The 14594-nt window shown below is 65.8% G+C and carries 12 protein-coding genes; 6 read left to right on the forward strand and 6 right to left on the reverse strand.

Annotated elements, in window-relative coordinates:
- Positions 1–10: 10 nt before the first annotated feature.
- The 5 genes from mfd to IM816_RS06170 form a co-directional block, all read right to left on the reverse strand.
- The gene (mfd, locus tag IM816_RS06150) at positions 11–3460 is read right to left on the reverse strand and encodes a transcription-repair coupling factor (RefSeq protein ID WP_250340193.1); all 3450 of its coding nucleotides are present in this window, start codon (positions 3458–3460) and stop codon (positions 11–13) included.
- An 83-nt stretch (positions 3461–3543) separates the two neighbouring features.
- Positions 3544–4452, reverse strand: a complete 909-nt coding sequence (locus IM816_RS06155) for a cation diffusion facilitator family transporter (protein ID WP_072323105.1) — start codon at positions 4450–4452, stop codon at positions 3544–3546.
- 55 nt (positions 4453–4507) lie between these two features.
- Positions 4508–5014, reverse strand: a complete 507-nt coding sequence (locus tag IM816_RS06160; RefSeq protein WP_072323106.1) for a Slp family lipoprotein — start codon at positions 5012–5014, stop codon at positions 4508–4510.
- Between the two features lie 29 nt (positions 5015–5043).
- Positions 5044–5946, reverse strand: a complete 903-nt coding sequence (locus tag IM816_RS06165) for a 23S rRNA (adenine(2030)-N(6))-methyltransferase RlmJ (protein ID WP_250340194.1) — start codon at positions 5944–5946, stop codon at positions 5044–5046.
- 42 nt (positions 5947–5988) lie between these two features.
- Positions 5989–6624: an NAD(P)-dependent oxidoreductase gene (locus IM816_RS06170; protein WP_250340195.1), complete on the reverse strand. Its 636-nt coding sequence runs from the start codon at positions 6622–6624 to the stop codon at positions 5989–5991.
- A gap of 126 nt (positions 6625–6750) precedes the next feature.
- Between IM816_RS06170 and IM816_RS06175 the strand changes: the two genes are divergently transcribed.
- A complete protein-coding gene (locus IM816_RS06175) occupies positions 6751–7644 on the forward strand; it encodes a LysR family transcriptional regulator (RefSeq protein ID WP_250340196.1) in 894 nt (297 codons plus the stop codon).
- Between the two features lie 10 nt (positions 7645–7654).
- Here the strand turns inward: IM816_RS06175 and IM816_RS06180 are convergent, their stop codons facing one another.
- On the reverse strand, positions 7655–8185 hold the full coding sequence (locus IM816_RS06180) for a DUF6630 family protein (RefSeq protein ID WP_250340197.1): 531 nt from the start codon (positions 8183–8185) through the stop codon (positions 7655–7657).
- A gap of 198 nt (positions 8186–8383) precedes the next feature.
- Here IM816_RS06180 and IM816_RS06185 point away from each other — a divergent pair, with 198 nt between their 5' ends.
- The 5 genes from IM816_RS06185 (at position 8384) to IM816_RS06205 (ending at position 14586) form a co-directional block, all read left to right on the forward strand.
- Entirely contained in the window at positions 8384–8800 is a 417-nt protein-coding gene (locus tag IM816_RS06185) for a hypothetical protein (RefSeq protein WP_250340198.1), read from the forward strand.
- Between the two features lie 112 nt (positions 8801–8912).
- The gene (gene tviB / locus IM816_RS06190) at positions 8913–10190 is read left to right on the forward strand and encodes a Vi polysaccharide biosynthesis UDP-N-acetylglucosamine C-6 dehydrogenase TviB (protein ID WP_250340199.1); all 1278 of its coding nucleotides are present in this window, start codon (positions 8913–8915) and stop codon (positions 10188–10190) included.
- Positions 10191–10200: 10 nt separating this feature from the next.
- On the forward strand, positions 10201–11211 hold the full coding sequence (locus IM816_RS06195) for an NAD-dependent epimerase (RefSeq protein ID WP_250340200.1): 1011 nt from the start codon (positions 10201–10203) through the stop codon (positions 11209–11211).
- A 136-nt stretch (positions 11212–11347) separates the two neighbouring features.
- Complete coding sequence (locus IM816_RS06200) at positions 11348–12196, forward strand: HpcH/HpaI aldolase/citrate lyase family protein (RefSeq protein WP_250340201.1); 849 nt, start codon at positions 11348–11350, stop codon at positions 12194–12196.
- 11 nt (positions 12197–12207) lie between these two features.
- Positions 12208–14586, forward strand: coding sequence for a sodium:solute symporter family transporter (locus tag IM816_RS06205; RefSeq protein ID WP_250340202.1), 2379 nt, complete (start codon positions 12208–12210; stop codon positions 14584–14586).
- Positions 14587–14594: the final 8 nt, after the last annotated feature.

Below are 14594 nucleotides of genomic sequence, written 5' to 3' on the forward strand. Positions count from 1 at the left end.
GGGCGCGCCGTCAGCCGGGTCGTGGCGCGCCCAGAGCTACCAGTAGATCCTGCGCCGTGCGGATCCGTTCCGTGGCACCCGGCAGTTCCATGATCACGCGCAACTTGTCTTGGCCGTCCATCTTGAACACACGTGGCTGCTGCTGAATCAGCTTGATCAGCGCCATGGGATCGATGTCCGGCTTGTCGCGGAACGTGATGCGGCCACCGTTGGCACCGAAGTCCACCTTGCGAATGCCGAGCGGCGTGGCCATGAGCTTCAACTGGGCCACAGCGAACAGGCACTTGGTCTGGTCGGGAAGCAGGCCGAAACGGTCGATCATTTCCACCTGCAGTTCGCGCAGCCCATCGTCGTTGCGTGCGCTGGCGATGCGCTTGTACAGCGTCAGTCGCGTGTGGACGTCCGGCAGGTAATCCTCGGGGATCAGTGCCGGTACGTGCAGTTCGACCTCGGTCTCGTGTTCGGAGGTGAGGTCGAAATCCGGCACCTTGCCTGATTTCAATGCCCGCACCGCGCGGTCCAGCAGCTCGGTGTAGAGGCCGAAACCGATCTCCTGGATCTGGCCCGACTGCTCCTCGCCCAGCATCTCGCCCGCGCCACGGATTTCCAGGTCATGCGTGGCGAGCGTGAAGCCGGCACCGAGTTCTTCCAGTGAGGCGAGGGCTTCGAGGCGCTTCTCTGCATCAGCCGTCATCGCCTTGCGGTCAGGCACGATGAGGTAGGCGTAGGCGCGGTGATGCGAACGACCCACGCGTCCGCGCAGCTGGTGAAGCTGAGCGAGGCCGAAACGGTCTGCGCGATTCACGACGATGGTGTTGGCGGTGGGAATGTCGATGCCCGACTCGATGATGGTTGTCGATACGAGCACGTTGAAGCGTTGGCGATGGAAGTCGGCCATCACCTGTTCCAGCTCGCGTTCCGGCATCTGTCCATGCGCCACGCGGATGCGCGCTTCGGGTACCAACTCGCCCAGCTCGCGCGCGGTGCGCTCGATCGATTCGACTTCGTTGTGCAGGAAATACACCTGGCCGCCGCGCGCGAGCTCGCGCTGAATGGCCTCGCGGATCAGCGCCGGCTGGTAAGTGGAAATGAGCGTGCGGACGGCGCTGCGATGGGCCGGCGGCGTCGCGATGATCGAAAGATCGCGCAGTCCGCTCATCGCCATGTTTAGCGTACGCGGGATGGGCGTGGCGGTGAGGGTCAGCAGATCGACCTCGGCACGCAGGCGCTTCAACTGTTCCTTCTGGCGCACGCCGAAACGTTGTTCCTCGTCGACGATGACGAGGCCCAGGTTCTTGAAGCGAATGTCCGGCTGAAGCAGCTTGTGCGTGCCGACGATGACGTCGATCTGTCCGTCGGCCAGTCGTTCGAGCGCGGCGTCCACTTCCTTCTTCGACTTGAAGCGCGAAAGCACGTCGACGCGTACCGGCCAGTCCGCGAAGCGGTCGGCGAAGTTGCGGTAATGCTGTTGCGCGAGCAGGGTGGTGGGCACCAGCACAGCCACCTGCTTGCCCGCCGTGGCGGCGGCGAAGGCGGCACGCAGCGCCACCTCGGTCTTGCCGAAGCCCACGTCGCCGCAGACCACGCGATCCATCGCGCGCGGCGCGGCGAGATCGACGATGACGGCATCGATGGCGGCCTGTTGGTCCGCGGTTTCCTCGAACGGGAACGTCGCGGCGAATTCCTCGATCATCTGCCGATCCACCGGCAGCGATTCACCCTGGCGGGCTTCACGCTGGGCGTAGATCGCCAGCAGTTCGGCGGCCACGTCGCGCACCTTCTCGGCAGCCTTCTTGCGCGCGCGTTCCCATGCGTCGCCGCCCAGCGAATGCAGCGGCGCCAGCTCGGGCGCGGTGCCGGTGTAGCGGCTGACCAGTCCGAGCTGCGCCACCGGCACGTAGAGCTTGTCGCCCTTGGCGTATTCGATGGTGAGGAATTCGCCCGGCATGTCGCCGACGTCGAGCGACACCAGGCCCTGGTAACGACCCACACCGTGATCGATGTGCACGATCGGCGAGCCGATGGACAGCTCGGTGAGGTCCTTGATGATGCTTTCCGGATCGCGTGCCGCGCCGACGCGGCGCTTGCGGTCCGTGCGCACGCGTTCGCCGAACAGTTCGCGTTCGGTCAGTACCGTGAGCGCGGGCTCGGTCAGCGCAAAACCCTGTTCGAGCGACGCCGCGGTGATCGTGAGCGGTTCGCTGCGTGCCAGGAAATCCTTCCAGTCGTCGACGTTCACCGGCTTCAAGCCGGCCCCTGCCAGTTGCTCGATCAAGGCTTCGCGGCGGCCTGCGGAATCGGCCGCGATGAGCACGCGTCCGGGATAGCTGGCAAGGAAGTGACGCAGTGCCGTGCCGGGCTCTTCGCCCTTCCGATTGAGCGGAACATCCGGTGCCGGCTGCGTCCCCAGATCCACCGCGTGCTCGTGACCCTTCGCCACCACGTCCACGCGCGCCTGGCGGTTCAGCCGCTCGCGCAACTGCTCGGGCGGGAGGTAGATTTCCGCGGGCGGCAGGACGGGCCGCTCGATGTCGTGCGCGCGTTGCTCGTAGCGTTCGGCGGTCTGCGTCCAGAACTGTTCCGACGATTCCAGCGTGCCCTCGCCGAGTACGAACAGTGCATCGCCTGCCATGTAGTCGAACAGGGTTTCGGTGGCGGGGAAGAACATCGGCAGGTAGTACTCGATGCCGCCGGGCGTCACGCCTTCCTTCATGTCCTGGTAGAGCGGGCAGCGGCGAATGTCGATCGGAAAGCGTTCGCGCAGGTTGGTGCGGAAGGTCTTCGCGGCGTCTTCGGTCAGCGGGAATTCGCGCGCCGGCAGCAGGTCCACGGCGTCCACCTGGTGCTGCGAACGCTGGGTCTCGGTGTCGAAGGTACGGATCGACTCGACTTCGTCGTCGAACAGTTCCACGCGATAGGGCTCGCTGGCGCCCATGGCATAGATGTCGATGAGCGCGCCACGGACGGCGAAGTCACCGGGCTCGGTGACCTGCGGCACATTCCGGTAGCCAGCGGCTTCCAGGCGGCGCTGCTCGCCGAGCAGATCCAGCTTCTGCCCCTTGCGCAGCACGAGCCCTGAGCCGGTGATGTGCGTGCGCGGCGCGATGCGCTGCATCAGCGTCGCCACGGGCACCACGAGCACGCCGCGCCGCGTGGTCGGCAGGCGGTAAAGCGTCGCGATGCGTTGCGATACCACTTCCGGGTGCGGGCTGAAGACGTCGTAGGGCAGGGTTTCCCAGTCCGGGAAATGCAGCACCGGCAAATCGCCCGCAAACACCGCAAGTTCGCTTTCGAGGTTGTCCGCGCTGCGCGTGTCACGGACCACCACGACGAGCAGGCCGTCGTGGGCCCGGGCGGCCTCGGCGATTTCCAGGGCCCAGGACGAGCCGTGCGGCACGGTCCAGTAGCGACGGGTCTTGGCGTTGACGGGAAGCGGGGGGCGGGGAAGCGCGACAGGCATGGGTCGAGGGCAGACCTTTGCGGACAAGCCGTCGATTGTACTACCCGGGAGCCGCGAGGCCCCCGGCGAGGTCCCGGGCGGGGTCAATCGGCGTAGTCGGGCTCGAAGAAACTCCAGCGCACGTCACGGAATCGGGCCTTGAAGTCGGCCTCCACGATGTTGATCGCCTCGACCATGGCGCGCGCCGTGGGCGCGGGCGCCATCCGGGCTTTCACGGCCACCATCACGTCGGTGCCCATCTGCAGGGTCAGCACGTTGTAGACGACCTCGATTTCCTCGCGACCTTCGAGGAAGGCGACCATGGCAGCGCGCTGCTTCGGCTCCACGCCCTGGCCGATCAGAAGCGCCTTCACCTCGCGGGCTACCGCCACAGCGACCACGATCAGCAGCACGCCGATGGCGATGGTGCCGAGAGCGTCGAAGATCAGGTTGCCGGTGATCATCGTCAGCACTACGGCGATGAGGGCCAGGCAGAGACCGACCAGCGCAGCGAGATCCTCGCCGAAGATCACCAGCAGTTCGCTGGCGCGCGTTTCGCGGAACCACTGCCACAGGGTTCGACCGTCGCGAGCCTTGTTCACCTCCTGCAGGCAGCCATGCATGGAGATGCCTTCGGTCACGATCGAGAAGGCCAGCACGCCGATGGCCAGCCAAGCCCAGCGCAGCGGTTCCGGGTGGGTGAGCTTGTGGATGCCCTCGTAGACCGAGAACATGCCGCCCACGCTGAAGAGCAGGATGGCGACGAGGAACGACCAGAAATACAGGGCGCGCCCCCAGCCGAGCGGATAGTCGGCCGAAGGCGGCCGCTTGGCCTGGCGCATGCCGAGCAGGAGCAGGCCCTGGTTGCCGCAGTCCGCGAGCGAGTGCACCGCTTCGGCGAGCATGGCGCCCGAGCCCGTGAAGATGGCCGCGACGAGCTTGGCGACGAAGATGGCGAAGTTGGCTCCGAGCGCGAGGAAGATCGCGCGCTTCGAATCGGCGTGTCCCGACATGGTTTTCCCTGATGGAGGCCCGCGGCGCGAGCGGCCGCGGGGCAATCGCAGGATCTTACCGTATGACGCCGACGCCCACGCCAAAGCTGACGTTCGGATGGCCGCCCGACATCTCCTTGGCCGTCCAGACGTGCGACTGGTTCACGGACACCAGCGGGAACGTGTACTGCGCCTGCCCGACGTTGCCGGTGCGCGTGCCGTTGAGTCGGCCTGCGATCGTGACGAGGCCGCCAGACGGGTAGTCGAGGCTTTCGACGTAACCCGGCATGGCGGCGATGAAGCGGCCGTTGCCGGTGTCGTTGGCCTTGGGCCGCTGCGACCCGTCGAGGGGGTAGGCGAGGACTTCGATTTCGCTGTGGTCGGCGAAGTTGCGCACGTTGACGATGCGCCCGCCCCAGATCACGTCAGCGTTGCCGTAGCGCTCAGGCTCGCGCGCCACTTGGGCCGGCGGCACGGCAGCGTTGTTCGGCGTGGGCTTGTAGATCGGGGCGGGCGCGCAGCCACTGAGGGCGGCGGCAAGGACAACGGCAGGGACGGCGAGACGGACGATGGAAGTACGCATGGGTCGACTCCTGGCTGATGCCTGCGACTTTAGCGCCTTCGCACTGAACGCGGTGCCTGCGAAACGTGGGCGGGGGTTTCATCCCCGCCTTCCTCGACCAGCCAGGTCAGCCGGTATTCGGATTCGCCCGGGGTGCCCAGCAGTTTGGGCAGCAGACGCAGCGAATCGCGCAGTACCTCATCGAACTTCCACGGTGCGTTCACGATGGCGATGCCTGTGCCGTTGAGGCGCAGCGGCGAGTCGTCCGGACGCAGCAGCACTTCGGCAGCGAGCACGCGCTTCGCGCCGCTCTTGCTCAGCCAGCGATGGAACGGCTGCACATGGCTGCGCAGCTTGACCGGATACCAGATGGCATAGATGCCGCCCGGCCACTTTTCCATGGCAGCCTTCAGCGACTTCTCGATCAGCCGGAACTCGGCGTCCTGCGCCTCGAATGGAGGATCGATCAGCACCAGCCCGCGCTTTTCCTTCGGCGGCACCAGGGCTCGCATGGCTTCATAGCCATCGCGCTGGTGGACGTGTACGCGGCTGTCGTGGTGGAAGAGCTGGCGCAACGCCGCGGCTTCCTCGCCGTGCAGTTCGCACAGCTGCGCGGAGTCGCCCGGCCGCATGAGGTGCGCGGCGATCCAAGGCGACCCCGGGTAATGGCGCATCGACTCGTCGCCTTCGTTGCAGGCGCGAACGATCTCCAGCCATTTCCACAGCAGCGGCGGCAGGCCGGTGGCGGTACGAAGCACGCCGAAACCGGCATCGGCCTCGGCGGTCTTGCGCGCCTCGGAGCCTCGCAGGTCATAGCGACCGCGCCCGGCGTGCGTGTCGATGTAGCAGAACGGCGCCGCTTTCTTCTGCAGCGATTCGATCAGGGCCACGAGCACCATGTGCTTGAGGACATCGGCAAAATTGCCGGCGTGGTAGGCGTGGCGATAATTCATCCGCGCAGTATAGCGGTCGCTGCCCACGCACGCCGGAACGCCTCAATAGGCGAAGGTCACCCGCTTCTTCGGCGCATCGCCCCGTTCGATCCGGTCCAGCACGCCGATCGCGAAGTCCGCGATGGAGATCCGGCTGTGGCCCTCTGCGTCCACCAGCAGGCGGTCATCGCCGAGACGGTAGGCGCCGGTCCGCTCGCCCGGGGCGAGTTCGGCGGCGGGGCTGATGTAGGTCCAATCGACCTTCGCATCGCTGGCGCGGAATACGTCGAGCGCCGCGATCTGCGCGTTGGCCGAGGGCTTCCATGCGTCGGGGAAGTGCGGATCGTCGATCACGCGCACGCCAGGGCTCACCTCGAGGCTGCCTGCGCCGCCCACCCAGGCGAAGCGCGGGACGCCCGCTTCGGTCAGGGCACCGAGCAGCAGCCCTGCCTGTTTCGGCACGTTGGCCGGATCGGCGTGGTCGTTGAGGCTGGCAATGGCCGCATCGGCGCCGCGTAGCACCTGGGCGTACGACTCGGGGTGGCCCACGTCGCCCGTGACGACGGAGAGGCTGGCGTGGGTAGAGGCGACGCGGGTCGGGTCGCGGACCACGGCGGTCACCTGATGGCCGCGGGCGAGCGCTTCGTCGAGGATCACCTTGCCGATGTTTCCGGTGGCGCCGAACAACACGATTTTCATGAGCGAGTCCTTTGAGTGGCGGGATGGCTAGTGTGAACAGGTGCCAGCATGCGCCTTCGGTCGTTCACGAGAAACGCCACGTGGCGCAATTCATCGTAAAGTGCGGCTTTACGATCGGGAGCACTCATGGCCGAAGTCAATCTCAATCGTCTCGCCATTTTCGTCACCCTCGTGCGCGCGGGCTCGTTCACCGCAGCAGCCGAGCAACTGGGCACGACCAAGGCCATGGTGAGCCAGCATCTGGCTCGGCTGGAAGACGAACTCGGCGTGCAATTGCTTGTGCGCAGCACGCGGAGGATGTCGTTGACCGATGCGGGCGAGCGTTTCCACGAGGATTGCGTGCGCATCGTCGCCGATGCCGAAGCCGCCATCGCCCAGGTGGGCGAATGCCGGGACAGCCCGATGGGCGTGTTGCGGGTCGCCGCGGCCGAAGATCACGGCCCGTCGATTGTCGCGCCCGCCCTGGCCGAATTCGCCCGGCACTACCCGCGGGTGCGCGTGGACCTGGTGATCGGCGACCGCCTGGTCGATCTCATCGCGGAGCGCATCGATCTTTCGATCCGCATTGGCTGGTTGCGCGATTCGAGCCTGCGGGCGGCGAAGCTCGCCGGCTTCCGCCAGTGCCTGGTCGCCGCCCCGGATTACCTCGCGCGGCATGGGGCGCCTCGCGTGCCTGCCGATCTGGCAGAGCACGCCTGGATCGCCCTTACGGTGCTGTCCTCGCCCACGCGCTGGACCTTCACCGACGAGAGCGGGGCGGATCACTCGGTCCAGACGCGCCCGGTAGCCAGCGCGAATGGCACCCTTGCCGCGCATGCGTTCGTATTGGCCGGCCTGGGAGTCTCCGTGCTGCCGGATTACGTGGTGGAAGACGACCTCGCCAATGGCCGGCTCGTGGCCCTGTTGCCGGGCCACGAACTGCCTGATGGGGGCGTCTATGCGGTCTATCCGGGCAAGCACCCGCCGGTGAAGGTCCGCGCGTTCATCGACCTGCTCAAGCAGCGGCTGGGCAGGTCCTGACGCGGCGCGATCAGCCGACCTGGCTGCCCAGCCGCAGGTTGATGCCGAGCTGCGTGGCAATGAGTCGCATGGCCTCGTCGTCGTCCGAGCGCGTGATCCAGCCCGCGTAGACGTCATCGTCCTCGGCTTCGCGAGCCCACAAGGTATAGCCGTGTTCGCGAAGCCTGTCGAACGCGCGGGAAAAGATCTCGACGCCGTCGATATCTTCGTGGAACTCGTCGTCGGCGGGGTCGCCATCCCAATCGAGCACGAGATTCCAGCGCGCCACCAGTTCGTTGATGACCTCCACCAGCGCACGCGTGTCGTCCGCGTCCACCTCGAATCCCGAACGCCAGTCGGTCACCTGGGCCACCAGACGGACAGGATCTTCGTCGCCTTCCTCTTCGGTCAGCTCCTGGTAGGCCTTGAACTGCACCTCCGCACCGTCCTCGTCGCCCGGATTGATCAGCAGGAGCAACTGCCACACCTGGGTTTCGGTGGAGTCCTCGCCATCCTCGTCCTCATCGTAGTCGCGGTCCTCGTAATCGTCGTCGTAAGCCATGGATCGATATCGCTTCGGGGTAGGGGGCAACAGTATCGCCGATCCCGGCGAATGCGGGATTGGACGTCCAAATCGGCGTGCCAAGGCCTGCGCATGCCCAAATTTCTTATTGACGGCCCTCGGCAAACGCGGTGTCCTTCGATTTAGCCGTCCAATCGGCGCGGCCCCTCGTGGGCCGGTACCAAAGGGGGAAAGCCTATGAACAGCATCGCGTTCGTCCGGGCGACGGGTGTCGCCCTCATCCTGGCGCTGGTTGCCGGCGCCGCCGTGGCCCGTTCCGACGATCCACCGCCGGACACTCTGTGCACCGTGCTGGGCACGGCGCAGCGTTATGTCGGCACGACCGTGACGGTACGCGGCACGGCCAGCACGGAGGGCAAGACCACGTTGCTTTCCGACGCGCAGTGCAAGGCCGCCATCGGCCTCACCATGGACGACGCCTCGAGCCGCAAGCGCGACATTGCGTCCTTCCGTCGCACCGTGGCGGGCAAAGGCGTTCGTGCGGACGCGACCGTTTTCGGCCGCTTCAAGGCCACCGGGGACGCGCAGACGCCCTACGCCATCGACGTCTACAGCGTGCGCGACGTGAGCGAGCGGCCGGCCGAGGGCGGCTGAAGGCGCAGCACGGCGGCGGGTGCTGGCGCCCGCCGTGGCCGATCCGCTAGGCTTCCTCGCTTGATGGCCGCGCCGGCCGGCCGGCCGCCGCACCTCCTTCGACGGAAGCCCGATGCAGCAGTTGGACAAGGTAAAGATCGGAGTGATCGGGCTGGGCTATGTGGGATTGCCCCTGGCCGTCGAGTTCGGCAAGCGTTTCCCGACCCTCGGTTTCGATATCGACCTGTCGCGCGTGCGCGAGCTGCGCGAGGGCGACGACCGCACGCTCGAGGTGGATCGCGAGGCTCTGGGGCAGGCCACGCTCCTGGCCTACAGCAGCGAGCTCGACGACCTGCGCGAGTGCAACGTTTTCATCGTGACCGTGCCGACGCCCATCGACAGCGCCAAACGCCCGGATCTCACGCCGCTGACGCGTGCGAGCGAGGCGCTGGGCAAGGTGCTCAAGCGTGGCGACGTCGTGGTCTATGAGTCCACCGTGTACCCCGGATGCACCGAAGAAGTCTGCGTACCGATCCTGGAAAAGATGTCCGGCCTGGTGTTCAACCAGGACTTCTTCGCAGGCTATAGCCCCGAACGGATCAACCCGGGCGACAAGACGCACCGGGTCAACAACATTCGCAAGGTCACGTCCGGCTCCACGCCCGAGGCCGCGGATTTCGTCGACGCGCTGTACGCCAGCATCATCGATGCCGGCACTTACAAGGTCAGCCGGATCAAAGTGGCCGAGGCCGCCAAGGTCATCGAGAACACGCAGCGCGACCTCAACATCGCGCTGGTCAACGATCTGGCGATTCTCTTCAACAAGCTCGGCATCGATACGCTCGAAGTGCTCGAAGCCGCGGGCACCAAGTGGAATTTCCTTCCGTTCCGCCCGGGCCTTGTCGGCGGCCATTGCATCGGCGTCGATCCGTATTACCTGACTCATAAGGCACAGGAAGTTGGCCACCACCCGGACGTGATTCTGGCCGGCCGCCGCACCAACGACGGCATGGGCCCGTACATTGCCGGCGAGGTGATCCGCCTCATGGTCTGCAAAGGCCTCAATCCCGTCGGCGCGCGCGTGCTGATGCTGGGCCTGGCGTTCAAGGAAAACTGCCCCGACCTGCGCAACACGCGCGTCGTGGACATCATCGCTTCGCTGAAGACCTACAACGCCACGATCGACGTCTACGATCCGTGGGTCGATGCTGCCGAAGCCGAGCATATCTACGGCCTGCGTCCCGTGGCCCAGCCCGAGGCGGGTGCGTACGACGCCATCGTCGTCGCGGTGGCACATCATCAGTTCCACGAGCTTGGCGCCGTCGGCATTCGCGCATTCGGCAAGCCCGATGCGGTGATCTACGACGTGAAATACGTGCTGCCGCGCGACGCGGTGGACGGTCGTCTATGAGGCATCGGTCATGAAGATCCTGGTCACGGGTACGGCCGGTTTCATCGGTTCCCACGTTGCCATGCGACTCCTGGCGCGCGGCGACGAGGTGATCGGTCTCGACAACCTCAACGATTATTACGACGTGACGCTCAAGCAGGCGCGGCTGGAACGTTTCCGCCACGACCCGCGCTACGTCCACGTGCACGCTGACCTGGCAGATCGCGATGCGATAGCGGACGTCTTTGCGCGTCATCGCCCGCAGCGCGTCGTGCACCTGGCTGCGCAGGCCGGCGTGCGTTACGCGGCGGAGAACCCGCACGTCTACGTATCGAGCAACGTCACAGGTTTCCTGCACGTCATCGAAGGATGTCGCACGCATGCGGTCGAACACCTGGTCTTCGCGTCGACCAGCTCGGTCTATGGCGCGAATCGCGCCATGCCGTTCTCCGAACACCAGTCGGCCGAGCATCCGCTGACGCTGTACGCCGCCACGAAGAAGGCCAACGAACAGATGGCGCATAGCTACGCCCACCTGTATGGCACGCCATCCACCGGCCTCCGCTTCTTCACCGTATACGGTCCATGGGGCCGGCCGGACATGGCGCTGTTCCTGTTCACCCGGGCGATCCTCCAGGGCGAGCCGATCAAGGTGTTCAACCACGGTCGGCACCGGCGCAGCTTCACTTACATCGACGATATCGTCGAAGGGGTGATCCGCTGCCTGGACCGTCCGCCGACGATCGATTCGACGTGGGACGGCAAGGCACCCGATCCCTCGTCCAGCGGCGTCGCCCCGTTCCGGCTGTTCAACATCGGCAACGAACGGCCGGTCGAACTGCTCGCCTACATCCGTCGCCTTGAGCAATGTCTCGGTCGCGAGGCAATCATGGACATGCTGCCGCTGCAGCCGGGCGATGTACCCGACACCGAAGCCGACGTGAGCGAACTGCGTCATGCCGTTGGCTATGCACCGCAGGTGGGTGTGGAAGAGGGTGTCGAACGCTTCGTGCGCTGGTATCGCGACTACCACGGCGTCTGAGCCGGCACGATCGTCCTTGCTGCTGCGCAGCAAGATAGGAAACCTATCGTTTGAACATCCGCGCTTCGCTCGATTGGCGGGCGGGCGATGGCGCAGAATCCCGGGTCATCGTGGCGCCGACGTCGGCGGGGGATCCATGCGCAGCAAGTTGTTCGTGCCCGGCGGGCGCCCGGAACTGTTCGTCAAGGCGTTGGCCAGCGCGGCCGATGCCGTGTCGTTCGACCTTGAGGATGCCGTCCCGCCGGAGGCGAAGAGCTCGGCTCGCGATGCCGTGGCGGCGTTCGTCGGTTCGGCTGCCATGCGCGACGCCGCCAAGCTCTGCATCGTGCGGATCAACGCACCGGACAGCCCGTACTTCGAGGACGATCTGCGCGCCGTTGTGCAGCCCGGACTCAGCCTGCTCAACATCCCGAAGCTGGAATCCGCAGACGCCGTGCGTGCCGTCGTCGCTGCACTGGAACGCGCGGAAGCATTGCAGCGCATGGCGCAGCCGGTGGGCCTGTTGGTCAACGTGGAGACCCCGCGCGCGCTGGCGCAGGCCGCGGCCATGGCTTCCGCTCATACGCGCGTGGCCGGCCTGCAACTCGGCCTTGCCGATCTGTTCGAGCCGTATCACGTCGATCGCACCGATGGCGCGGCGGTCCACGCGGCCATGTTCGCGGTCAAGATGGCCGCCGCGTCGGCCGACGTGTTCGCGGTGGATGCGGCTTTCGCGGCCGTCGACGACGCCGATGGCTACCGCGCGGAGGCGATCATGGCACGCCGTCTCGGTTTCATCGGCAAGACCTGCATCCATCCGCGCCAGGTAGCGCTGGCAAATGCCGTGTTCGCGCCGTCACCCGAAGAACTGGCGGTCGCGCGACGCGTGGTCGCTGCGGCGGCAGATGCTGCGCGCGACGGGCGTGGTGCGTTTCTGCTCGACGGTCGCATGATCGATCTGCCGTTCGTCAAGCGCGCCCAAGCCTTGCTGGCGTCGCACGAATGAACGAAGCGCGCATGCTCGCCACCTTTCGCCGCGCCTGTTTCGTCGTGCTGTTGCTAACTCTGTCGCTGGTCGGCGTGGCGCATGGTGCCGCACTTACGCCGCTCAAGGCGACGGAGCTTCCGGCCATTCCTTCCCAAGGCGAGATGCACGGCCTCGCACAACTCGACGGACGCACCGTTGCCCTCATTGGGGATGGCGCATGGGCGCTGGATGCGGGGGCATCGGCATGGGTGCCGCTGGCGTGGTCCGGAGGGCATCCGCCCGCGGGGTTGGATCGCAGCTTTGGCGACGGTAAGCGCGCTTACGTGATGCTGCGCAATGGTGGGAAAGTGACCGCCGTCGCGCGTCTGATTGCCAGCACGGCCGGCCTGGAAGCACGTGTGCTTCCCGCTTTGCCACAACCGCTGGACGATGCGCAGGCGACCGTCTCGGGCAGTGACCTGTTTGTCGTGGGTCGTGACGGTGAGGGCTCGACGCTATGGCGCCTCGATGTCGATGCCCCGGGCGCCACGTGGACATCGCTCGGCGGATGGCCGAGCCATGCTGCACCGACGACCGTCGTGGCGCAGGGCATGGGCGTGTTCGTCACCACCGACGACGCCATCTGGCGCTGGACGGCGGAAGAAGGCTGGAGCCGTCGCTCGGATCTCCCCGCGATGGTGCTCCCCGGCATGGCTCGCGCGGTAGGTCAGGCGAACATCCTCTATCTCGTGGCCGACGGGGCAGGGCCGGCCCGTGCGATGACCTGGCAGATCGTCACGCGTTCATGGGCGACGCTTCCCGGCGCGACCTTCGCGCAGCCGCAGGCGATGACGCCGTGGGGCGATGGACTGCTCTGGGCGAGATCGGCGGACGAACGAACGCAGGTGGGTTCGGCCGAGATCCAGTCAGGCAAGTTGCTGCTGCGCTGGCTCGACTGGCTCGTGATCGTGGTCTACCTCGCCGGCATGATCGGCATCGGCCTGTACTTCTACCTGCGCGAGAAACGCAACTCGACGTCCAACTTTTTCGTGGGCGGACGCAGCATTCCCTTCTGGGCGGCAGGCATCAGCCTGTATGCCGCGAACACCAGCTCGATCAGCTTCATCGCCATTCCCGCCAAGGCGTTCGAGAGCAACTGGCAGTACATGACGAACAACCTCATCGCGGTATTCGGCCTGATGTTCGTGGCGGTATGGATTGTGCCACTGCTACGCCGGCTCGACCTGATGTCCGTGTTCTCGTACCTCGAAACCCGTTTCCATCCGACGATCCGCATGCTCGCCAGTGCCTTGTGCATCCTCACCCAGCTCGGCAGCCGCATGAGCGTGATCCTGTTCCTGCCGGCGCTCGCCATCGCCACCATCACGGGGATCAGCACCACCTGGAGCGTGATCCTCATGGGTGGGTTCACGATCGTCTACACCGCCATGGGCGGCATGAAAGCCGTGATCTGGACGGATGTCGTGCAGGTGATCGTCAAGATGGGCGGCGCGATCTTCGCCATCGGTTTCATCATCTGGCATCTGCATGGCGGTATGGGCGAGTTCGTCCATACCGCGATGGCCGACCACAAGCTGCGCCTGCTCGATTTCAGCTTCGACCTGACCAAGGCCACTGTGTGGGGTTTCATCTTTCTCGTGCTGTTCGACGTGGTGCTGACCTTTCCGAAAGATCAGGTCTTGATGCAGCGGACCTTGTCGACGCCTTCCGACAAAGAGGCCGGCCGATCGATCTGGGCGTTCGCGGCAATCATGATTCCAGGCGGCTTCGTGTTCTACATGATCGGCACCGCGCTGTTCGTGTACTACAAGGCGCATCCGGAGCGGATGAACCCCTTGCTGCCCATCGATGCCACGTTTCCGCTGTTCATCGCCGCGGAGCTGCCCATGGGGGTGACCGGCCTGATCGTGGCGGGCATCTTCGCCGCCGCGATGGCGACGCTCTCGGGCATCATGAACAGCGTCGCCACGCTGGTCTCCGTGGACTTCTACGAGCGGCTGGTGAAGAACCCCACGCCGAAGCACAGCGTGGTCTTCGCCGAGATCACCACCATCGTCGTCGGGCTGGTGGGCATAGGACTCGCACTGCTGCTGTCACGCTTCGACGTGCATTCCCTGTTCGACGTGTCGATCGAACTGGCGGGACTCCTCGGCGGTGGCTTCGCAGGGGCCTACACTCTGGGCATGTTCACCCGCCGCGCCAACGCGCCGGGCGTGGCCATCGGCATCGCCGCCAGCACCGTGCTCACGCTGGTGGCGTGGATGTTCAAGCTGGTGCATCCGTATTTCTACCTCGCGATCTCCATTTTCCTCTGCATCGTGATCGGCTACATAGCCAGCCTGTTCTTCCCGCCGCCGACCGGCTCGCTGAAAGGCCTGACGATCCATCGCGACAACGCACGGCGATGACCTACCAT

The sequence above is a fragment of the Luteibacter flocculans genome, assembly GCF_023612255.1.
Classification (GTDB): Bacteria; Pseudomonadota; Gammaproteobacteria; order Xanthomonadales; family Rhodanobacteraceae; genus Luteibacter; species Luteibacter flocculans.

Bases quoted from the DNA above. Each gene is read 5' to 3' on its own strand.
- IM816_RS06155 (WP_072323105.1), bottom strand. From the start codon at position 4,452: ATGTCGGGACACGCCGATTCGAAGCGCGCGATCTTCCTCGCGCTCGGA.
- IM816_RS06205 (WP_250340202.1), top strand. From the start codon at position 12,208: ATGCTCGCCACCTTTCGCCGCGCCTGTTTCGTCGTGCTGTTGCTAACT.
- IM816_RS06165 (WP_250340194.1), bottom strand. From the start codon at position 5,946: ATGAATTATCGCCACGCCTACCACGCCGGCAATTTTGCCGATGTCCTC.
- IM816_RS06180 (WP_250340197.1), bottom strand. From the start codon at position 8,185: ATGGCTTACGACGACGATTACGAGGACCGCGACTACGATGAGGACGAG.
- IM816_RS06175 (WP_250340196.1), top strand. From the start codon at position 6,751: ATGGCCGAAGTCAATCTCAATCGTCTCGCCATTTTCGTCACCCTCGTG.
- IM816_RS06200 (WP_250340201.1), top strand. From the start codon at position 11,348: ATGCGCAGCAAGTTGTTCGTGCCCGGCGGGCGCCCGGAACTGTTCGTC.
- IM816_RS06195 (WP_250340200.1), top strand. From the start codon at position 10,201: ATGAAGATCCTGGTCACGGGTACGGCCGGTTTCATCGGTTCCCACGTT.
- IM816_RS06185 (WP_250340198.1), top strand. From the start codon at position 8,384: ATGAACAGCATCGCGTTCGTCCGGGCGACGGGTGTCGCCCTCATCCTG.
- mfd (WP_250340193.1), bottom strand. From the start codon at position 3,460: ATGCCTGTCGCGCTTCCCCGCCCCCCGCTTCCCGTCAACGCCAAGACC.
- IM816_RS06170 (WP_250340195.1), bottom strand. From the start codon at position 6,624: ATGAAAATCGTGTTGTTCGGCGCCACCGGAAACATCGGCAAGGTGATC.
- IM816_RS06160 (WP_072323106.1), bottom strand. From the start codon at position 5,014: ATGCGTACTTCCATCGTCCGTCTCGCCGTCCCTGCCGTTGTCCTTGCC.
- tviB (WP_250340199.1), top strand. From the start codon at position 8,913: ATGCAGCAGTTGGACAAGGTAAAGATCGGAGTGATCGGGCTGGGCTAT.